Below are 17436 nucleotides of genomic sequence, written 5' to 3'. Positions count from 1 at the left end.
AGCAAGCCATGGCCGCCTTCGCGATACGCCGCGCGGAGGCGGCCGACCGGCCCGTGCTGCTGCAGAATGTGCAGGCGGCCAACCGCTTCGAGGATGCCATCGCCGGCAACCGCGCGACGGGTGCCGCCGATGCCGCCGCCACCCTCGACGAGGTTCTGGCGCGGGTTGCCGAGAGCGAGGGCTTGCCGCTGGTGGCGGTCGCCGATGGCGCGGTGATCGGCCATCTCTTCCTGACCTACGAGACCGCCCCCGCCTATATCCGCGCCGACCGGCGCCGCCATGCCTATGTCGCCGACGCCTTCGTGCAGGAGGCCTGGCGGGGGCAAGGCGTCTTTCGGGCCATGCTCGCGGCCGCCGAGGACCATGCCCGACAGGCGGGCATCCGGGACCTGCTGATCGGCGTGCTCTGGGGCAATGACCGCGCCGAGCGCATCTACCGGCAGGCCGGCTTCCGGCCCTATTCGATGGAGCTGATGCGGGAGCTTGCGCCGAAATGACCCGGCGCATCGCCTGCCTCCACACAGCCGCCAGCAACATCGCCCTCTTCGACGCCGCCTGCCCGCCGGATGTGGCGCTGACCCATGCGGTGCGCCCCGACCTCCTCGCCGAGGCCGAAGCCGCCGGCGGCCTGACCCCCGCCATCGCCGCCCGCACCGCGGCCGCGATCGAGGCGCTCGCCACCCCCGGCATCCAGGCCGTCCTCCTCACCTGCTCCACCCTCGGCCCTGCTCTGGCCCAGGCCCGCGCATCCATCCCGCTGCGGCGCGCCGATGCCGCCCTGGCCGAGGCCGCGCGACGCAGCGGCGGCCGCGTGGTCGCCCTCTGCGCCGTCGAGACCACGCTCGCCCCCACCAGCGCCCTGTTCGGCCCGGATTGCGAAACCCGCCTCGTCCCTGATGCCTGGGCCGCCTTTCGGGCCGGTGATGCGGCAGGCTATGCACGGATGATCGCTGCTGCCGCGGACGCCGCCTTTGCCGAAGGCGCCACCTGCGTGGCCCTTGCCCAGGCCAGCATGGCGCCCGCCGCCGCGCTCTGCCGGCGCGGCACGCCGCTTACCAGCCCGGCCGCCTGCCTCGCCGCGCTTGCCTGAGCCGTCCGGCGCGCCACATGCAGGGCCCTGGTCGGAGCATCCCATGCGCAATCGCCTCCTCGCCGGCGCCTCCGCCCTGCTGCTCGGCGCCTGTTCGGTGGTGGGGGTGAGGTCGGGCACGGAAGAGCCCGCCTTCGAGCTGCTGGAACAGGCCAATGGCCTGGACATCCGCCGCTACGCCCCGCGTTTGGCGGCGGAGACGGAGATCGCGGCGGATGAGACAGCCAGCCGCGAACAGGGTTTCCGGCTGCTCGCCGGCTATATCTTTGGAGGCAATCGCGGCAGCGCACGCATCGCCATGACGGCGCCGGTGGCCCAACAGCCGGTGCGGATCGCGATGACCGCGCCGGTCGCCCAATCCGCCACCGTGAACGGCCACCGCATCCGCTTCTTCCTGCCCGCCGCCCTGCGCGACCCGCCGGTGCCGAACGACCCGCAAGTGCGCGTGGTGGAGGTGCCGGCCGAGACCTATGCCGTGCTGCGCTTCACCGGCAGCACCAGCCCGCAATCGGTGGCCGATGCCCAGGCAAGGCTGCGTGCCGCGCTGGGCGATACCGGCTGGCAGGCGGCGGGCGATGCCACCGCCTGGTTCTACGATCCGCCCTGGACCATCCCGGCGCTGCGCCGGAATGAGGTGGCGGTGCCCGTCACGCGTCGCGGAACGATCAATCCCGCTCCCACTCCTCCCGCGTGATGCGGCCGGCCAGGTCGATATGCAGCTCCACCCGCTCATTGCGCGGGTTGAAGGCCTCGATCTCCCAGTGGTTGCGCTTGCGCTCCACATCGCCGCGGATCCGGTAGCCGGCGGCCTCGGCCACGCGGCGCGCCTCGGCCTCCTCGATGCCGCCCTCCTGGCGCTCCTGGCGGCGCTCCCGGTGCTGGCGCTCGCCGCGGCGTTCGCGCGCCTCCCGGCCCTCACGCCCGGCCCAGGGGGGGCTGCCCTCGGCCCGGCGGATGGTGATCTCGCGGCCATCCTCGCGGCGGATGGTGTAGGCGTCGAAGCTGCGGCCATCCGGGCGGCCGGTCACGCGCAGGCGCTCGCCCTGGCGGATGTCGAGGCGGTGGTACCAATCCGGCCCGGCCTCCACCAGCACGCGGCCGGTGCCGTCCTGCAGCACGAAGCGGTTGCCGAAGACGTCGGTCACCTCGCCCTCGATGGCGATGCCGCCAGGGGCGATGGCGCCGATCGGCGTCTGGGTGGCGGCCGGCGGTGTGGGGGCCTGGGCCAGGGCCGGCGCGGCGAGGCCGGCGGCCAGGGCCAGGCCGAGCGCGGCGCGACGGAAATGGATGGTCTGCATGAGGCTCTCCTCTCGGGTGCCGCCGGGATGCGTCCCGGCATGGCCGCCTTCTCCCACACCCCACCTGAACCCAGCCGGAACCGCGCCGTTCAGGCTGGGTTCAGGCCCCATCTTCCAATAGAGGGACGTGATGCGCCGCGCGATCCTCGCCTTGCTGGTCCTGCCCTTGGCGGGCCCCGCCGCCCAGCCGCTGCTGCCGCTGCCCCAGGCGGTGGCGCTGGTGGCCGCGCGCTACCATGGCCGCATGATCGAGGCCCGCGTGGTGCCGGGGCGGGAGGACGAGAGAACGGCCGTGGCCTACGAACTCCGCTGGCTGACGCCCGCCAATGACGTGCTGCGCATCCGAGTCTCCGCGCTGGATGGCGCCATGCTGCTGGTGGAGGGCAGCGGCATGATCGCGGCGCGGAAATGAGGCTGCTGCTGGCCGAGGACGACGCGACGCTGGCCGCCCAGATCCTGGCCGCGCTGCGCGAGGCGGGTTTCGCGGTGGACCACGCCATGGATGGGGAGGAGGCCGCCTTCCTCGGCGCCGAGAATCCCTATGCCGCCGTGGTGCTGGACCTCGGCCTGCCGAAGCGGGACGGGCTGGCGGTGCTCGCCGGCTGGCGCGCGGCGGGCCGCGCCATGCCCGTGCTGGTGCTGACGGCGCGCGACGCCTGGGGTGACAAGGTCGCCGGCTTCCGCGCCGGCGCCGATGACTACCTGACGAAGCCCTTCCGGATGGAGGAGGTGGTGCTGCGCCTGCGCGCGCTGATCCGCCGCGCCGCCGGCCATGCCGCGCCGGTGCTGGCATGCGGCCCCCTGGCGCATGACCCGCAGGCGGGCAGCTTCACCCTGGACGGCCTGCCGCTGAAGCTGACGGCCTATGAGGGCCGCATCCTGTCCTACCTGCTGCACCAGGCCGGCCGCACCGTCAGCCGCACGGAACTGTCCGAGCAGATCTATGACGGCGATGCGGACCGCGACTTCAATGCCATGGAGGTGCTGGTCAGCCGCCTGCGCCGCAAGGTCGCGCCCTGCCGGATCGAGACGCTGCGCGGCCAGGGCTGGATGCTGGCGGCGCCCTAATGCGCCATTCGCTGCGCGCGCGGCTGGCCCTGCTGGGGGCGGCCGCGATCCTGGCGGCGCTGTTCGGCGCGGGCCTCGCCATCGACCGGCTGCTGACCCGCGCGGTGGAACGCGGCTTCACCCAGCAGATGGACACCGCCCTGCTGGCGCTGATGGCGCGGGTGGAGGTGGATGACAGCACCGGCCAGGTGATGCTGGAGGCACCCCCCGCCGAGCCGCGCTTCGAGCAGCCGCTGTCCGGCTGGTACTGGCAGGTGACCTCCGGCGCGGAGGTGCTTTTGCGCTCCCGCTCCCTCTTCGATGCCGAAATCCTGGGAGAGGCCGGCCCGGCCGGCGAGGCGCTTTGGGCGATCCGGCGGGACTTCACCTCGCCCGGCTCCGCGGAGCTGCTGACGGCCACGGTCGCCGTGCCACGGGCCGAGATCGCGGCGGCGCGGGCGGAGCTGGCGCGGCCGTTGGTGATCTCGCTGCTCGTCCTGGGGGGCGCGCTGCTGGCGGCCTCGCTTGTGCAGATCGGCTTCGGCCTGGCGCCGCTGGGCAGGCTGCAGCGGCAGCTGGATGCGGTGCGGCGTGGCGAGCTGCCGCGCATGCCGCCCGCGCCGCATGCCGAGGTGGCGCCGCTGGTCGCCAGCCTGAACGCGCTGCTCGACCACAAGCAGGCGATGCTGGAACGCGCCCGCCGCCATGCCGGGGATCTGGCGCATGCGCTGCAGACGCCGCTCGCCGCGCTGCGCAATGCGGCCGGGCAGGATGCGCAGGTGGCGGCGCTGGTCGGGCGGATGGAGGCGCAGATCCGCCGCCATCTCAGCCGCGCCCGCACCGCTGCCACCGCTGGCCTGCCTGGCGCCCGCTGCGCCGTGGCCCCGGTGCTGGAGGACCTGGCCCTGGTGCTGCGCGCCGCGCATCGGGACCGCGCGCTGCGGCTGGAGATTGCGGCCGAAGGCGCGCCCGATTTCGCCGGCGACCGCGGCGACCTGGAGGAGATGGCCGGCAATCTGATGGACAATGCCTGCAAATGGGCCCGCGGCCAGGTGCGGGTGGAGGCGCGGGCCGAGGCCGGGCGCCTGCTGATCCGCATCGCCGATGACGGGCCGGGCATGGATCCCGAGGCGCGGGCGGCGGCCCTGGCGCGCGGGCGCCGGCTGGATGAGGCGGTGCCCGGCCATGGGCTGGGCCTGGCCATCGTGGCGGAGACGGCGGACCTCTATGGCGGGGCGGTGGATCTGGAGGGGGAGGGGCCGGGCCTCGTCGCCCTGCTGCGCCTGCCCGCAGCCTCTTGACCGTGCTGCGCCGCACAGCCGACCCTGCGCGCATGACGAAACTCGCCGCCGAGACCGACTATCCCCGCGACTTCGCCGGCTACGGCGCGAACCCGCCCGACCCGCGCTGGCCGGATGGACAAAAACTCGCCCTGTCCTTCGTGCTGAACTACGAGGAGGGCGGCGAGAATACCGTCCTGAATGGCGATGCGGGCAGCGAGCTTTATCTGCACGAGGTGCCCGGCGGCACGCCCATCCTGGGCGAGCGCAACCGCACGGTGGAAAGCCAGTTCGACTACGGCGCGCGGGCCGGGGTCTGGCGGGTGCTGCGGCTGTTTGCCGAGCAGGGCTTCCCGCTGACCGTCTATGGTGTCGGCCGGGCGCTGGAGCTGAACCCCGACGCCGCCCGCGCCTTCGCCGCGGCCGGGCACGAGGTGGCCAGCCATGCCTGGCGCTGGATCGACTACCACAATACGGACGAGGCGACCGAGGCCGCCGAGATTGCCCGCTGCGTCGAGACCATCACCCGCCTGACCGGCGCGCCGCCGGTCGGCTGGTACACGGGGCGCATCTCGCCGCGCACCCGCAGCCTGGTCGCCCGGCATGGCGGTTTCCTCTACGACAGCGACGCCTATGACGACGACCTGCCGCATTACGTGACGGCGGAGGGCAAGCCGCACCTCGTCATCCCCTATACCCTCGACAACAACGACATGAAGTTCGCCGTGCCGCCCGGTTTTCCCGGCCCGGACGGCTTCGAGCGCCACCTGACCGACGCCTTCGACCTGCTGCTGGCGGAGGGCCGGGCCGGGGCGCCGAAGATGATGTCGGTCGGGCTGCATTGCCGCCTGGTCGGCCGCCCCGGCCGCGCCGCGGCACTGCGCCGCTTCCTGGCGCATGTGGCGCAGCACCGGGACGAGGTCTGGGTGACGCGCCGCGCCGATATCGCGCGGCATTGGTGGAAGGAACACCCCCCGGCATGAGGCGCCTGGCTCTCCTCCTGCTCCTCGCCGGCTGCGCGACGGAGCCCGCCATGGCCCCGATGCCGCGCAGCGACCGCGCCCTGCCGCCCCCGGGGCTCTCCGAAGGTCCCGCCGGCGCCCGCTGCGCCGACCATGCGGATGCCCTGCCGGCGCTGGTCGGGCGGCCGGAGGCGGAGGTGCGCAGCGCGCTGGCCGCCATGCCGGGCATCCGCAGCATCCGCCTGCTGGCGCCCGACCAGCCGGCGACGCGGGATTATCGGGTGGACCGCGTCGGCGGCGTGGTGCGGGGCGGGGTGGTGGAGAGCCTGGGCTGCGGGTGAGCCGACGGCTGGCAGAGGAATGCTGCGCCCGGGTCGGGCATCCCTCCGACCCCGGCCGGCCACCTCAGCCTGCGGCGATCCGGCCCGTCAGTAGGCGACGCCGATCTGGGCGCGGTGAACGCTCGGCTGCTCGATCTCGTCCAGCACCGCGCGGGCATAGTCGATCCCGCTGATGGCGGACCGGCCCTTCTCATCGAACAGCGCCACCTCCCCGCCGACGCGATAACGCCCCAGATCCTCGCCGGGCATCCACGCCGAGAAGTCCATCGCCGGGGACACGAACAACCAATCGAGGCCCGAGGTGTCGGCCAGCAGCCTGTTGAGAACGACCATGTTCTCCTTGGCTTCCAGGACGATCGCTTCCGGCACTTCGGGCGGGAAGCCGACGCTCTCGATCATGCGGGGCGCACCATCCGCGGCGCGCAGGCAGGAAAAGCCGCCCACCAGGACCAGGCGCGCGCCTTGCCCCTGGGCCAGCGCGGCAAGGCGTTCATAGGCCGCAGCCAATCGGCCGACATTGTCGCCACGCGGCGACAGCGCGCCGACCACGACATCCGCCTCGCCCAGGACGATGGCGCCATCCATCGCATCGGCGGTCGCGTAGCTGACCCCCTCCACCTTGGCGTCGGGGATGGATCGGCTGAGCGACGTCACCGCATGGCCGCGCCGTGCGGCCTCCCTGACGATGGCCGATCCGGCGTAGCCGGTGCCGCCGATCACGACGATCTTCTTTTTCACAGGCACGAAAATATCCTTCGGATGGGGAGTGGCGCGGTCTTGGCGCTCGGCCTTTGGCCCACAGCCAGCAAGAACCTGGTCTGGAGTTGTGACCTAGTCTGGGTTCTTGTGCTTGCGTTCACAAGGAGTTACATGGAACCGACCTGGTCAGGCCGGGATGACCTGGAGAGGCAACACCATGGCAGCCGCGACGCCGTCGCTCAGACTCCTCCCGCCGGAAGGCACGGATCTGAATCAGCCTTGCGTCGTGCGGGATGTCATCGACCGCATCGGCGACCGTTGGAGCCTCCTGGTGCTGGGTCATCTCGCCGAGTCATCGTTGCGGTTCAACGCCCTGCATCGGAAGATCGGCGACATTTCCAAGCAGGTCTTGTCACGCACCCTGCGACGCCTTGAGGAGGATGGCTTCATCAGCCGCACGGTGCGTGAATCCAACCCGCCGCAGGTCGAATATGCCCTGACCACCATGGGGCTTACCTTCCTGAGCCCGATGAAGGCGGTCCTGGACTGGGCGGACGCGCATCACGACGCGATCACGCAGTCGCGCGAGCTATTCGCGCGACGATCGTGACCACGGCTTAGGGCGCGGCGCCATCACCGTGCCGGCGCCTGCAGGATCTCCGGATTCACCATCATCGAGGGATCGGCCCGGCCATCCAGCACGTCCAGGATGTTCTGGGCGGAGATCCGGGCCATGCGGTTCATCCCCTCCTCCGTGCTTGCCGCGGAATGGGGGCTGATCACCACGTTCGGCAGGGTCAGCAGCGGATTGCCCGGGGTGGCGGGCTCCACCTCCAGGACATCCAGGCCGGCGCCCATCAGGTGCCCGGACCGCAGTGCCTGTACCAGCGCCTCCTGCTGCACCACCGGACCACGGGCGGTGTTCACCAGGATGGCGCCCGGCTTCATGGCGGCGAAGGCGGCGGCGTTCATCAGGTGATGCGTGGCGGGCGACAGGGGGCAATGCAGCGTCACCACATCGGCCTCGCCCAGCGCCGCATGCAGGTCGCGTGCGGGCCGGAAACCGTCGGCGGCGATGCGGTGCGGCGAGAAGCCGGGATCCAGCACCGCCACATCCATCCGGAAGGCCTTGAGGTATTGCGCGACCCGCGTGCCGATCCGGCCATAGCCCACCACCAAAGCGCGCTTGCCCGCCAAATCCACCATGCGCAGCCCGCCGGGAGGCCACCAGCCGCCGCCGGCGACGTGGTTGTGGATATCCACCGCCCGCCGCGCCACCGCCAGCAGCAGCATCATGGCGTGCTCGGCCACCGAGAGGTCGTTGGAGCCGTTCGCCACCATCACCGCCACGCCGCGCTCCGAACAGGCCGGCACATCCACGGTGTCGTAGCCGACGCCGATGCGGGAGACGACGCGCAGCTGCTTCGCGGCCGCCAGGGCAGGGCGGTCCATCTTCTCCAGCCAGCACAGCGTGCCATGGGCCTCTGCGATGGCCGCGTGCCACTCGGCCGGCGGCGGATTGTCCAGCACCACCAGATCCAGCTCCGGCCGCGCGGCAAAGACCGCCATCCCGGCTTCGGGCAACCTGCGGCCGAGCACCACCTTGAACGCCATGCGCTGTTCCTCCGGCATGATTTTCGCCATGGTGGTCCGGGATCGGGCCGCAGGCCAGTGCCCGCCGCGGAGGGAATGACGCATGGCGCAACGTCCCGCGAAGGCGCGCCCGGCGAAGGACACCAGGCCCGGCAGCCTGCTGACCGTGCGGCTGGAGGTCGATGGCATGCCGCGCGGCCGCGTGGCGCTCGGCATCCCCTTCGTCGAGGAGGATCGCACCACCTGGCGCTGCCGCTATGCCATCACGGGGCTTTCCGAAACCCATCGGCGCTACTGCTGCGGCGTGGATGCCGTCCAGGCGCTGATCCTGACCCTGGACCTCATCCCGGTGCTGCTGGAAGCGACCGAGGAAGCGAAGCAGGGGCTGCTGACGCGGCTGGGTGAGGGCGCGCCCTGGGGTTTCGGCCGTGGCCTCCACGACCTGGACCGGGAGCCTGACCCCGGCGTTGTTCCGTGACAGGGTGCTTGCGCGATCGGTTTCGCGCCGGTAGCGTGGCCAAAGCCATGACACCCCGCGCCGCCCGTATCGAGCTGACCGCCGCCCTCCGGGCAGGCCGGCTTCCGCGCGCGCTCCTTCTCCTTCGACTTAGCCACCCCTGGGCGTAAGCTCCGGTCGGTAACGGCTGGTATCGCTCAGGGGACCCCGGGGGCAGCTTTGCCCTCGCGCATGGCATGACGAATCAGAACCCAAGGAACGCCCCCATGGCCATCAATCATCCGTCCTTCGGCACGATGGACCCCGACCGCGTCATCGTCTTCGACACCACGCTGCGCGACGGCGAGCAGTCCCCCGGCTTCTCCATGAACCTGGAGGAGAAGCTGCGCATGGCCGAGGCCCTGGCCGAGCTGGGCGCCGATGTGCTGGAGGCCGGCTTCCCCATCGCCAGCCCCGGCGACTTCGAAAGCGTGCAGTCCATCGCCCGCCGCTTCGCCAAGGACGGCCCCGTGGTCTGCGGCCTGGCCCGCACCTCGGCCGGTGATATCCAGAAGGCCGCCGAGGCCATCAAGGACGCCGCCCGCGGCCGCATCCACACCTTCGTCTCCACCAGCCCCCTGCATATGCGGGTGAAGCTGCGGATGGAGCCGGAGGCGGTTCTGGAGATGGTCACCGCCTCCGTCACCATGGCGCGCAACGCCACCGACGACGTCGAGTGGTCGGCCGAGGACGGCACGCGGACCGAGATGGACTTCCTCTGCCGCTGCGTCGAGGCCGCGATCAAGGCCGGCGCCACCACCATCAATATCCCGGACACCGTCGGCTATGCCGTGCCCGAGGACATGTTCCGCATCTTCAACACGGTGCGGGAGCGGGTGCCAGGGGCGGACCGCGTGATCCTGTCCACGCACAACCACAACGACCTGGGCCTGGCCGTGGCGAACACCATCGCCGCCATCCGCGCCGGCGCCCGCCAGGTGGAATGCACCATCAACGGCATCGGCGAGCGCGCCGGCAATGCGAGCCTGGAGGAGATCGCCATGGCGCTGCGCACGCGCCACGACGCGATCCCCGTGACCAACGGCGTGAAGACGCCCAATATTCTGCGCACCTCCCGCCTGCTGGCCACCATCACCGGCTTCGACGTGCAGCCCAACAAGGCCATCGTCGGCCGGAACGCCTTCGCCCATGAATCCGGCATCCACCAGGACGGCATGCTGAAGGATTCCTCGACCTACGAGATCATGACCCCCGAAAGCGTCGGCTGGACCAAGTCGTCCCTGGTCCTGGGCAAGCACTCGGGTCGCGCGGCCTTCAAGGACAAGCTGAAGGCGCTGGGCTATGAGGTCGGCGACAATGCGATGAACGACGCCTTCAAGCGGTTCAAGGACCTGGCCGACCGCAAGAAGGTTGTCTACGACGAGGACATCGTGGCGCTGGTGGATGACGAGGTCGTCCGCGCCAATGACCGCATCAAGCTGGTCGGCCTTTCGGTCTCCACCGGCATGCATACCCGCCCCATCGCCTCCATCGCGCTGGAAGTGGATGGCGAGCAGCGGGAAGGCGTGGCCGGCGGCGATGGCGGGGTGGACGCCACCTTCGCCGCACTGCGCCAGGCCTTCCCGCATGAGGTGAACCTGAAGCTCTATGCCGTGCAGTCCGTCACCGGCGGCACGGATGCCCAGGCCCGCGTCACCGTCCGGCTGGAAGAGGCGGGCAAGCTGGTGGACGGGCAGGGGGCGGATACCGACACCATCGTCGCCAGCGCGCGGGCCTATGTGCATGCCCTGAACAAGCTACTGGTGAAGCGGGCGCGCACCGCGCCCGGCGACATCACGCAGCCGGCGGCGCTTTCGGCCTGAGGGCCGGCGGCGGGCGGGGGGTGGGGGCGCGCAGGGGGAAGTCCAGCGCCAGCCCCGCCTCCTCCCGCTTCAGCTCGGCGCCCAGCTGCCGCGCCAGGCCGCGCAGCAGCAGGGCGCGCAGCTGATCATCCGGCCGCGGCACCAGCCCGTCATCCTCGATGGCCAGGCTGGCGCGTCGGTCATCCGCCGTGACGGTGATGGAGATGCGGCCGCCCCGCCCCGTGGGAAAACCCTGCTTCAGCGCGGCCGAGACCGCCTCCGTGATGATCAGCGCCAGCGGGACCGCCTGGTCTGAGGAGATGCGCAGCGCCGGCGCCGTCACATCGAGCGCGATGCGCCGGCCCGGCTTGTCGCCGATGGCGGCGAAAAGCTGCACGCCCAGCTCCTCGATGAAGGCGCCGAGGTCGATCGCCTCCGGGTCATGATGCGCATACATATGCCGGTGCAGCGTCGCCAGCGCGCCGATCCGGTCCCGCGCCGCCTCGAATTCCACGCGTGCCTGGCCATCGGTGACGCGCTGTGCCTGCAGCGCCAGCAGGCTACTGACGATCTGCAGGTTGTTCTTCACCCGGTGATGCACCTCGGCGGCCAGGATCTCGGCCCGCTCGATCGCGGCCTGCAGGTCCCGCTCACGCTCGGCCAGCGCCGTGGCGCCGGCCTGGAAGCTGACGGCAAGGTCGCGGATCTCGTCCGGCATGCCCGCTTCCCCCGGAATCTCGAAGGGCGCGGCCCCGGCATTCCATTGTCCCACGGCGCGGCGCAGCCGGGACAGCGGCCGCGTGACCGTGTAATTGGCGCCCAGCACCACGGCCAGGATGCTCAGCGCCAGCAGCGCCCCCACCTCCGCCAGGCGCTGGGTGGCGACCAGGCTGGCGCCGGCGCGGATCGGCGCCATCGGGCGCGCCACCACCAGCATCGCCTGGGACGAGAGCTGTCCCCGCGCCGCGACCAGCTCCGTCGCCGCCAGATGGGTGATGGTGGGGCTGCCATCGGCCGCGGCGGCGGGCGCGCTGGGGCCGAGCTGCTCGCCGGAGCGGCCGAGCGCCCAGCTGCGATTCTCCGCATCCAGCACCCAGGCGGAGAGACCGGCGGGCAGCGGGGGCGGGGCCACCCGGGCCAGGATCAGCCGCCCGGCGGGCAGGCGGGGGCTCGCCGGCAGGGAGCGCAGCAGGGAGATCACGCCGGCGGAGCCGGCCAGCATCAACGAATCGGTCGCGCCCGCCACCCGCGCGCGCAGCTCCGGCGCGAGGCCCGAAAGGGTGGGAGAGGGGAGATTGGGGCATTCCACCTCCAGCATCACCCCATCCGGCGCGGCGTTCCGCACCCAGTCGCCGCAGGCATTGGCGATTTCGGGCCAGCCGGCGGTGACGCCGCGCAGCGCCCCTTCCGCCGCGGCGACGCGGGCGGCGAAGGACGACATGACCAGGTCCCGCTCCAGCGCCACATCCAGCTGAGCCTGGCGGATGGTCGCGCGGTAGCCGGCAAAGGCGCCGGCCAGGACCAGCAGCACCACCGGGAAGGACGCGACAAGAAGAAGGCATAGAAGACGGCCCCGCAGGCTGGCCTGGGGGCGGGGCAGTCTCCACAAGCGCCTTGGGGCGTCCTTCATGAAGGGCTTTGGATCATACCGGACCGGCACCGCCTATCTGCCGCGCCGTGTCCGATCCTCCTCGATAAGCCGCATCAGCTCGGGCGGAATGGGTTCCGCCGCGACGTTGTCGTACAGCTGGTGCAGGCCACGCTGCAGCCAGAGATCGAAGGCGTCGCTGCCCGCGCGCTCTCCCTTGCGCTTGGTGGCCTTGGGAGGGGGCGCCGGCTTGCTGCTGTCGCTGCTGTCCATGTCCATCGCCGAAGCCGGTGCTGAGCGTGACCCCTGTCCCGCGCAGCACCTTGCAGCTTCGACTTAAGCCAGCAGATGGTGTTCGCCAACCCCAGAACGGCGGGCGCCACGGTCAACCGAGGAGCCGGAGGCGCGCTGGGCGCCACGGCCGCTGACCCGCTCCCGCTCGCTCCGCTGCTCCTCGGTGGTCGCCTCGGCGGATTCCTCGCCGGTCAGCCAGGTCTGCAGCTGGCGGCGGGCGCGGAAGACGCGGCTCTTGGCCGTGCCCACGGCGCAGCCCGTCGCCTCGGCCACATCCTCATAGGACATGCCCTGCAGCACCACCATGAACAGCGCCTCGCGCTGGTCGGCCGGCAGGCGGTTCACCGCATTGCCGAGTTCCTTCAGAATCAGCCGATCCTCATGCGTGGCGCTGACCGCGAAGGCGCCCGCCGGCACATCCTCGATATCCGTGGTCTCGCGCTGCTTGCGCAGGGTGCTGATGAAGCGGTTGCGCAGGATGCGGTGCATCCAGGCGGCGAAATTGGTGCCCGGGGTGAAGCTGTTCTGCGCGGCCAGGGCATTGGCCACGGCATCCTGCACGAGGTCGTCGGCGGCGGCACGATTCCGCGTCAGCGCCAGGGCCTGGACCCGCAGGCGGGGCAGCAGCGCGATGACCTGGCCATGGAATTCGTTCGGCATTGTTTGCTCCATCCTCTATGCCCACTGAATGAACGGGCCGTTGGGATGGTTGCATCGCGGACGCGTTACCCGTTCACAGGGGCGAGAGCGCGCGAAAGGGTCGCCCGGGCACGCGAAAGCCGGGCCTTCATGGTGCCGACCGGCACGCGGCAGATCTCCGCTGCGGCCTCCATCGTCAGGCCCTGCGCCGCCACCAGCATCAGCGCCTCCCGCATCGCGGGCGGCAGCTGGGCGATGGCGCGGCTCAGGTCGCGCACCTCATGCGCACTTTCCTGGTCGGATTGCCGGGTCGCGGTTTCCTCCGGCGGATTGGCCTCGGCATGGTCGCGCTCCCGCCGCGCCCGGCGCCAGCCCTCTCGGAAGGTGTTGCGCAGCACCGTCAGCCCCCAGGGCCGCAGGGCCGCGCGCGGGTCATGCGCCAGCTCGGGCGGCGCCACGAAGCTGGACAGGCCGCGCAGCATCCGCAGAACGGTTTCCTGCACCAGATCGTCGGCTTCGGCTCTCGAACGCGTGAGCATCCGGGCGGCGGCGCGCAGTTCCGGCAACAACTGCGCGATTACGGCGCGCAAGGCGCCGGAGTTCTCTTGTTCGTCCACACCGCACTGCATATCAAGTCTGGTAGCCATGCGGCAGCGCGCGCCGCCCCTTTGGGAGATGACAAGGCGATGAGCGAGATCGATCGCGCGGCGCTGATCGGCGCCTTGCCCTATGCACGCCGCTTTGCCCGGGCCCTGACCGGCTCCCAGTCGCGGGGGGACGGCCTGGTGGGTGAGGCGCTGCGGGGCGGCCTGGCGCCGGTGGGCGGCGGGCGGGATGCCGGGATGGCGGGTCGGCTGGCGCTCTACCGCGCGATCTGCCGCATCGCATCCGATGCGCCGGATCCGGAGGAAGCCCCCGGCGCGGCGCTGGACCGCACCCAGCGCATGCTGCTGCTGCTGACCTCGCTCGAGGAGCTGGAGACGGACCAGGCGGCACTGGCCCTCGGGCTGGCGGTGGAGCAGGCGGCGGCGCACCTGGCCGCGGCGCGAAACCACCTGCGCGCCGGCGCCGTGGCGCGCGTGCTGATCATCGAGGACGAGCCGATCATCGCGCTGGACCTGCAGCAGCTGGTGGAGGCCGCGGGCCATGAGGTGGTGGGCATCGCCGCCTCCGAGGACGAGGCCGTGGCGATCGCGGCGGCGGAGCGTCCCTCCCTGGTGCTGGCGGATGTGAACCTGGGCGCGGGGGGCGATGGCACTTCCGCCGTCGCGCGCATCATGCGCACCCACCAGGCGCCGGTGATTTTCGTCACCGCCTATCCGGAGCGGCTGCTGACCGGGCAGGACCTGGAGCCTGCCTTCATCATCACCAAGCCCTTCGAGCCGACGACGCTGGCCATCGCCACCTACCAGGCGGTGACCCGCGGGGTGCATCTCGACCCCGTCTGAAGGTCTCGGCGCGCCAGAAAAAGGCGGCGCGCTGCAGGGTTTGTGCCGGAACCGATCCGGCCGGCTGGCGTTCACCCGGCGCAGTCAGAAGCCGGAGATCGCAATGCTTTACTGGACCCTCGTCTTCCTCGTGGTCGCGCTGGTCGCCGGCCTCTTCGGCTTCGGCGGCATCGCCTCGGCCTCCGCCGGCATCGCCAAGATCCTGTTTGCGATCTTCATCGTGCTCTTCCTGCTGAGCCTGGTCTTCGGCGCCTTCCGCAGCAACTGACCCCAGCAGAGGATCGCGCGCAATGCGTGCCATGGCGGGGCTGGCCCTGGCCCTGATTCTCGGCGCCGGGCCCGCCCTGGCGCAGGTGCCGGCGCCGGCCGCGCCCGCCAGCCCGCCGCCACGGGCGCATTTCTGGTTCGACCCGACCCAGCTGCCAGCCTTCACCGGCACGGTGGAACGCTACCTGGTCAATCCGGCCGGAGAGACGGATGCCCTGATGTTCCGGGAGGGCCCGCAAGTGGTCTTTCCGCCCGACATGGCCGCCGCGGTCCGCCGCGCGGCGGAACCCGGCCAACCGCTGATCGTCTGGGGCATCCGCGCCCGCCAGGCGCCGGTCATCACCATGCTCGCCTTCGCCGCATCCCAGGAGGCGGAGCCGGGCGTGGTCGAACGCTTCTACTGGCGCCTCGGCGGCGCGCCCTCCGAACGATCCCAGGCCCTGTCCGTCTCCGGCACCGTGAAGGCGCCCTATTTCGCGCCGCAGGGCCAATTGGCCGGCGCGGTGCTGGAGGATGGCACGGTGGTGGTGCTGCCGCCCGGCGCGGCGGAGCCGCTGCGCGCGCTGCTGCGCGCCGGCGCCCGCCTCGCCGCCGAGGGCCGTGGCTTCGCGGGTGAGGCCGGGCGGGCCCTGGCCGCCGAGCGGATCGGCGAGACCGCCGAGGCGCTGCGCCCGGTACAGCCGGCCGAGACCCCTGCCTCTTCCCCCCCGCCTGCGCCCGCCGCGCAGCCGCAACGCTGAGCCGCCATGTCCGACCAGATCCCTGCGGCCATCGACCTCCCGCCGCAGGAGGGCCTCATGCGCCGCTTCTGGCGCCTGGCCCGTGGCTACTACACCTCCCCCGGCGATCGCCGGCGGGCCTGGCTTCTCACGGCCGCCGTGCTGGCGCTGACGATCTTCCAGATCGGCGTGCAGGTGCGCTTCAACCTCTGGAACCGCGATTTCTTCAACGCGCTGGAGAACCGCGACAGCCCGGCCTTCTACGGCCAGATGTGGATGTTCGCGCTGCTGACCGGCCTGGCCATGGTGGCCGCGGTGGGCCAGCTCTGGGCGCGGCAGGCGCTGATGCTGGGCTGGCGGCGCTGGCTGGTGCACCGGCTGCAGCGCCGCTGGCTGGAGCATGGCCGGCACTACCAGTTGAACTTCCTGCCCGGCGCGGCGGACAATCCGGACCAGCGGATCAGCGAGAATACGCGCTGGGCCACGGCCATGGCCGTGGACCTTTCCATCGGCCTGCTCAGCGCCATCCTGACCCTGGCCAGCTTCCTCGGCATCCTGTGGTCGCTCTCGGGCCCGTTGCGGATGTCCTATAGCGGCACGGAGTTCGAGATCCCGGGCTACATGGTCTGGTGCGCGCTGCTCTATGCGACCTTCGGCTCGATCGCCACCATGTGGATCGGCGGGCCGATGGTCGGCATCAATATCCGCCGCAACGAGGCCGAGAGCGACCATCGCTTCGCCCTGATCCGCATGCGCGAGAACAGCGAGGGCATCGCCCTGATCCGCGGCGAGGCCGATGAGGATCGCGGCCTGCAGCGCGCCTTCGGCCGCGTCGTCTCCGTGATGAAGGAGCTTTATGACCGGGAGCGGCGGTTGATGTGGCTGACCAGCGTCTATGGCATGGCCGCCGGCGTCATCCCCATCCTGGTCGCCAGCCCGCGCTACTTCGCCGGGGCCATCACGCTGGGCGTTCTGATGCAGATCACCTCCGCTTTCCTCGAGGTGACGCGCGGGCTGAACTGGTTCGTCGACAATTTCCCGAAGCTGGCCGATTGGCGCAGCCATGTGGAGCGCGTGGTGGACCTGGAGGATACCTTCGACATGGCGGAAGCCATGGCCAGCCAGACCCGCATCGACGTGGTGGAGCAGAAGCCGGGTGAGGAGCCGGAGCTGCTGTCCTTCCGGAATCTGCAGGTTGCGCATTCCGACGGCAATGTCGTGATCCAGGGCGCCAATGCGGAGATCAAGGCGGGGGAGAAGGTGCTGATCGTGGGTGAGAGCGGCACCGGCAAGTCCACCCTGTTCCGCGCCATCGCCGGCCTCTGGCCCTGGGGCTCGGGCCAGATCCGGATTCCGCCGCGGGAGCACATGCAGTTCATGCCGCAGCGGCCCTATATCCCGCTCGGCACGCTGCGCGCCGCGCTGACCTACCCGGCCGCCACCGACCACTTCCCGGAGGCGGAGCAGCTGGCGGCGCTGGAGCGCTGCGGCCTGCCCCACCTGGTGGCGCGGCTGGAGGAGGAGGAGCGCTGGGACCGCGTTCTGTCGCTCGGCGAGCAGCAGCGCCTGGCCTTCGCCCGCCTGCTGCTGCACAAGCCGCGCTGGGTCTTCCTGGACGAGGCGACGGCGGCGCTGGACGAGGAGAACCAGGACCAGATGATGCGGCTGTTCCGGGAGGAGCTGGACGGCAGCGCGCTGATCTCGATCGGCCACCGGCCGGGCCTCGATGTCTATCACGACCGCACGCTGCAATTGCTGCGCGCGCCGGACGGGGCGCGGCTGGAGGTTCGGCGAAAGCCGGGGCGGGAGCGGGGCCAGAAGGCCAGTGGCGGCCGGGCCGCGCTGCGGCGGATGCTGCGGCGGAGCTGAGCGG

General features: G+C 71.5%; 22 protein-coding genes. 15 read left to right on the top strand and 7 right to left on the bottom strand.

Annotated elements, in window-relative coordinates; translation table 11 throughout:
* Positions 1-8: 8 nt before the first annotated feature.
* Genes ACTIF1_RS15520 through ACTIF1_RS15510 form a run of 3 tightly spaced genes read left to right on the top strand, consistent with a single transcriptional unit; the run spans position 9 to position 1784 of the window.
* Positions 9-497 (top strand): GNAT family N-acetyltransferase, encoded by a 489-nt coding sequence (locus tag ACTIF1_RS15520; RefSeq protein WP_439597343.1) that lies wholly within the window; start codon positions 9-11, stop codon positions 495-497.
* Positions 494-1090 carry a hypothetical protein gene (locus tag ACTIF1_RS15515; protein ID WP_439597342.1) on the top strand — a complete coding sequence of 199 codons (597 nt, stop codon included), beginning with the start codon at positions 494-496 and terminating at the stop codon, positions 1088-1090. The genes ACTIF1_RS15520 and ACTIF1_RS15515 overlap by 4 nt, the downstream gene beginning before the upstream one ends.
* Positions 1091-1133: 43 nt before the next feature.
* Complete coding sequence (locus ACTIF1_RS15510) at positions 1134-1784, top strand: SOUL family heme-binding protein (protein WP_439597341.1); 651 nt, start codon at positions 1134-1136, stop codon at positions 1782-1784.
* Here ACTIF1_RS15510 and ACTIF1_RS15505 read toward each other — a convergent pair.
* Positions 1756-2388: an OB-fold nucleic acid binding domain-containing protein gene (locus tag ACTIF1_RS15505; protein WP_439597340.1), complete on the bottom strand. Its 633-nt coding sequence runs from the start codon at positions 2386-2388 to the stop codon at positions 1756-1758. The two genes, ACTIF1_RS15510 and ACTIF1_RS15505, sit on opposite strands and share 29 nt — an antisense overlap.
* A gap of 130 nt (positions 2389-2518) precedes the next feature.
* On the opposite strand from ACTIF1_RS15505, the gene ACTIF1_RS15500 reads away from it, so the two are divergent.
* From ACTIF1_RS15500 to ACTIF1_RS15480, 5 genes are read left to right on the top strand one after another with little or no spacing between them, the layout of a single operon-like run.
* Positions 2519-2800, top strand: a complete 282-nt coding sequence (locus ACTIF1_RS15500; protein WP_439597339.1) for a hypothetical protein — start codon at positions 2519-2521, stop codon at positions 2798-2800.
* Positions 2797-3456: a response regulator transcription factor gene (locus ACTIF1_RS15495; protein WP_439597338.1), complete on the top strand. Its 660-nt coding sequence runs from the start codon at positions 2797-2799 to the stop codon at positions 3454-3456. Before ACTIF1_RS15500 ends, ACTIF1_RS15495 begins: the two co-directional genes overlap by 4 nt.
* Positions 3456-4736 (top strand): sensor histidine kinase, encoded by a 1281-nt coding sequence (locus tag ACTIF1_RS15490; protein WP_439597337.1) that lies wholly within the window; start codon positions 3456-3458, stop codon positions 4734-4736. The genes ACTIF1_RS15495 and ACTIF1_RS15490 overlap by 1 nt, the downstream gene beginning before the upstream one ends.
* A gap of 32 nt (positions 4737-4768) precedes the next feature.
* Positions 4769-5698, top strand: a complete 930-nt coding sequence (puuE, locus tag ACTIF1_RS15485) for an allantoinase PuuE (protein ID WP_439597421.1) — start codon at positions 4769-4771, stop codon at positions 5696-5698.
* Entirely contained in the window at positions 5695-6018 is a 324-nt protein-coding gene (locus ACTIF1_RS15480) for a hypothetical protein (protein ID WP_439597336.1), read from the top strand. The genes puuE and ACTIF1_RS15480 overlap by 4 nt, the downstream gene beginning before the upstream one ends.
* 87 nt (positions 6019-6105) lie before the next feature.
* Here ACTIF1_RS15480 and ACTIF1_RS15475 read toward each other — a convergent pair whose 3' ends face one another.
* Positions 6106-6738: an NAD(P)-dependent oxidoreductase gene (locus ACTIF1_RS15475; protein ID WP_439597335.1), complete on the bottom strand. Its 633-nt coding sequence runs from the start codon at positions 6736-6738 to the stop codon at positions 6106-6108.
* A 196-nt stretch (positions 6739-6934) separates the two neighbouring features.
* Between ACTIF1_RS15475 and ACTIF1_RS15470 the strand changes: the two genes are divergently transcribed.
* Positions 6935-7327, top strand: coding sequence for a winged helix-turn-helix transcriptional regulator (locus tag ACTIF1_RS15470; protein WP_439597334.1), 393 nt, complete (start codon positions 6935-6937; stop codon positions 7325-7327).
* Between the two features lie 23 nt (positions 7328-7350).
* On the opposite strand, the gene ACTIF1_RS15465 is transcribed toward ACTIF1_RS15470, so the two are convergent.
* Entirely contained in the window at positions 7351-8331 is a 981-nt protein-coding gene (locus ACTIF1_RS15465) for an NAD(P)-dependent oxidoreductase (protein WP_439597333.1), read from the bottom strand.
* A gap of 82 nt (positions 8332-8413) precedes the next feature.
* Between ACTIF1_RS15465 and ACTIF1_RS15460 the strand changes: the two genes are divergently transcribed.
* On the top strand, positions 8414-8788 hold the full coding sequence (locus ACTIF1_RS15460) for a DUF6968 family protein (RefSeq protein ID WP_439597332.1): 375 nt from the start codon (positions 8414-8416) through the stop codon (positions 8786-8788).
* Between the two features lie 245 nt (positions 8789-9033).
* Complete coding sequence (locus tag ACTIF1_RS15455) at positions 9034-10629, top strand: 2-isopropylmalate synthase (RefSeq protein WP_439597331.1); 1596 nt, start codon at positions 9034-9036, stop codon at positions 10627-10629.
* On the opposite strand, the gene ACTIF1_RS15450 is transcribed toward ACTIF1_RS15455, so the two are convergent.
* The 4 genes from ACTIF1_RS15450 to ACTIF1_RS15435 form a co-directional block, all read right to left on the bottom strand.
* Positions 10601-12142 (bottom strand): sensor histidine kinase, encoded by a 1542-nt coding sequence (locus ACTIF1_RS15450; protein ID WP_439597330.1) that lies wholly within the window; start codon positions 12140-12142, stop codon positions 10601-10603. The two genes, ACTIF1_RS15455 and ACTIF1_RS15450, sit on opposite strands and share 29 nt — an antisense overlap.
* Before the next feature lie 129 nt (positions 12143-12271).
* A complete protein-coding gene (locus tag ACTIF1_RS15445; protein WP_439597420.1) occupies positions 12272-12469 on the bottom strand; it encodes a hypothetical protein in 198 nt (65 codons plus the stop codon).
* Positions 12470-12532: 63 nt separating this feature from the next.
* Complete coding sequence (locus tag ACTIF1_RS15440; protein WP_439597329.1) at positions 12533-13150, bottom strand: sigma-70 family RNA polymerase sigma factor; 618 nt, start codon at positions 13148-13150, stop codon at positions 12533-12535.
* 65 nt (positions 13151-13215) lie between these two features.
* Entirely contained in the window at positions 13216-13758 is a 543-nt protein-coding gene (locus tag ACTIF1_RS15435; protein WP_439597419.1) for a sigma-70 family RNA polymerase sigma factor, read from the bottom strand.
* Positions 13759-13815: 57 nt separating this feature from the next.
* On the opposite strand from ACTIF1_RS15435, the gene ACTIF1_RS15430 reads away from it, so the two are divergent.
* The 4 genes from ACTIF1_RS15430 to ACTIF1_RS15415 all read left to right on the top strand — a co-directional run bounded on the left by ACTIF1_RS15430 (position 13816) and on the right by ACTIF1_RS15415 (position 17432).
* A complete protein-coding gene (locus ACTIF1_RS15430; RefSeq protein WP_439597328.1) occupies positions 13816-14577 on the top strand; it encodes a PhyR family response regulator anti-anti-sigma factor in 762 nt (253 codons plus the stop codon).
* Positions 14578-14680: 103 nt separating this feature from the next.
* Complete coding sequence (locus ACTIF1_RS15425; RefSeq protein ID WP_439597327.1) at positions 14681-14845, top strand: DUF1328 domain-containing protein; 165 nt, start codon at positions 14681-14683, stop codon at positions 14843-14845.
* A 22-nt stretch (positions 14846-14867) separates the two neighbouring features.
* Positions 14868-15584 carry a hypothetical protein gene (locus ACTIF1_RS15420; RefSeq protein WP_439597326.1) on the top strand — a complete coding sequence of 239 codons (717 nt, stop codon included), beginning with the start codon at positions 14868-14870 and terminating at the stop codon, positions 15582-15584.
* A 6-nt stretch (positions 15585-15590) separates the two neighbouring features.
* Positions 15591-17432: an ABC transporter ATP-binding protein/permease gene (locus ACTIF1_RS15415; RefSeq protein WP_439597325.1), complete on the top strand. Its 1842-nt coding sequence runs from the start codon at positions 15591-15593 to the stop codon at positions 17430-17432.
* Positions 17433-17436 lie beyond the last annotated feature (4 nt).

This window comes from Falsiroseomonas sp. (assembly GCF_051860665.1).
Taxonomy (GTDB): domain Bacteria; phylum Pseudomonadota; class Alphaproteobacteria; order Acetobacterales; family Acetobacteraceae; genus Falsiroseomonas.
The sequence above is the reverse complement of the archived record's forward strand: the minus strand, read 5'-3'. Positions and strand labels throughout refer to the sequence as shown.

What these genes read in the sequence shown, in the direction of transcription:
- ACTIF1_RS15425 (WP_439597327.1), top strand. Translation starts at nt 14,681, where the DNA reads ATGCTTTACTGGACCCTCGTCTTCCTCGTGGTCGCGCTGGTCGCCGGC.
- ACTIF1_RS15415 (WP_439597325.1), top strand. Translation starts at nt 15,591, where the DNA reads ATGTCCGACCAGATCCCTGCGGCCATCGACCTCCCGCCGCAGGAGGGC.
- ACTIF1_RS15470 (WP_439597334.1), top strand. Translation starts at nt 6,935, where the DNA reads ATGGCAGCCGCGACGCCGTCGCTCAGACTCCTCCCGCCGGAAGGCACG.
- ACTIF1_RS15440 (WP_439597329.1), bottom strand. Translation starts at nt 13,150, where the DNA reads ATGCCGAACGAATTCCATGGCCAGGTCATCGCGCTGCTGCCCCGCCTG.
- ACTIF1_RS15510 (WP_439597341.1), top strand. Translation starts at nt 1,134, where the DNA reads ATGCGCAATCGCCTCCTCGCCGGCGCCTCCGCCCTGCTGCTCGGCGCC.
- ACTIF1_RS15460 (WP_439597332.1), top strand. Translation starts at nt 8,414, where the DNA reads ATGGCGCAACGTCCCGCGAAGGCGCGCCCGGCGAAGGACACCAGGCCC.
- ACTIF1_RS15500 (WP_439597339.1), top strand. Translation starts at nt 2,519, where the DNA reads ATGCGCCGCGCGATCCTCGCCTTGCTGGTCCTGCCCTTGGCGGGCCCC.
- ACTIF1_RS15490 (WP_439597337.1), top strand. Translation starts at nt 3,456, where the DNA reads ATGCGCCATTCGCTGCGCGCGCGGCTGGCCCTGCTGGGGGCGGCCGCG.
- ACTIF1_RS15480 (WP_439597336.1), top strand. Translation starts at nt 5,695, where the DNA reads ATGAGGCGCCTGGCTCTCCTCCTGCTCCTCGCCGGCTGCGCGACGGAG.
- ACTIF1_RS15420 (WP_439597326.1), top strand. Translation starts at nt 14,868, where the DNA reads ATGCGTGCCATGGCGGGGCTGGCCCTGGCCCTGATTCTCGGCGCCGGG.
- ACTIF1_RS15430 (WP_439597328.1), top strand. Translation starts at nt 13,816, where the DNA reads ATGAGCGAGATCGATCGCGCGGCGCTGATCGGCGCCTTGCCCTATGCA.
- ACTIF1_RS15435 (WP_439597419.1), bottom strand. Translation starts at nt 13,758, where the DNA reads ATGCAGTGCGGTGTGGACGAACAAGAGAACTCCGGCGCCTTGCGCGCC.
- ACTIF1_RS15520 (WP_439597343.1), top strand. Translation starts at nt 9, where the DNA reads ATGGCCGCCTTCGCGATACGCCGCGCGGAGGCGGCCGACCGGCCCGTG.
- ACTIF1_RS15495 (WP_439597338.1), top strand. Translation starts at nt 2,797, where the DNA reads ATGAGGCTGCTGCTGGCCGAGGACGACGCGACGCTGGCCGCCCAGATC.
- ACTIF1_RS15465 (WP_439597333.1), bottom strand. Translation starts at nt 8,331, where the DNA reads ATGGCGTTCAAGGTGGTGCTCGGCCGCAGGTTGCCCGAAGCCGGGATG.
- ACTIF1_RS15505 (WP_439597340.1), bottom strand. Translation starts at nt 2,388, where the DNA reads ATGCAGACCATCCATTTCCGTCGCGCCGCGCTCGGCCTGGCCCTGGCC.
- ACTIF1_RS15445 (WP_439597420.1), bottom strand. Translation starts at nt 12,469, where the DNA reads ATGGACAGCAGCGACAGCAGCAAGCCGGCGCCCCCTCCCAAGGCCACC.
- ACTIF1_RS15455 (WP_439597331.1), top strand. Translation starts at nt 9,034, where the DNA reads ATGGCCATCAATCATCCGTCCTTCGGCACGATGGACCCCGACCGCGTC.
- puuE (WP_439597421.1), top strand. Translation starts at nt 4,769, where the DNA reads ATGACGAAACTCGCCGCCGAGACCGACTATCCCCGCGACTTCGCCGGC.
- ACTIF1_RS15515 (WP_439597342.1), top strand. Translation starts at nt 494, where the DNA reads ATGACCCGGCGCATCGCCTGCCTCCACACAGCCGCCAGCAACATCGCC.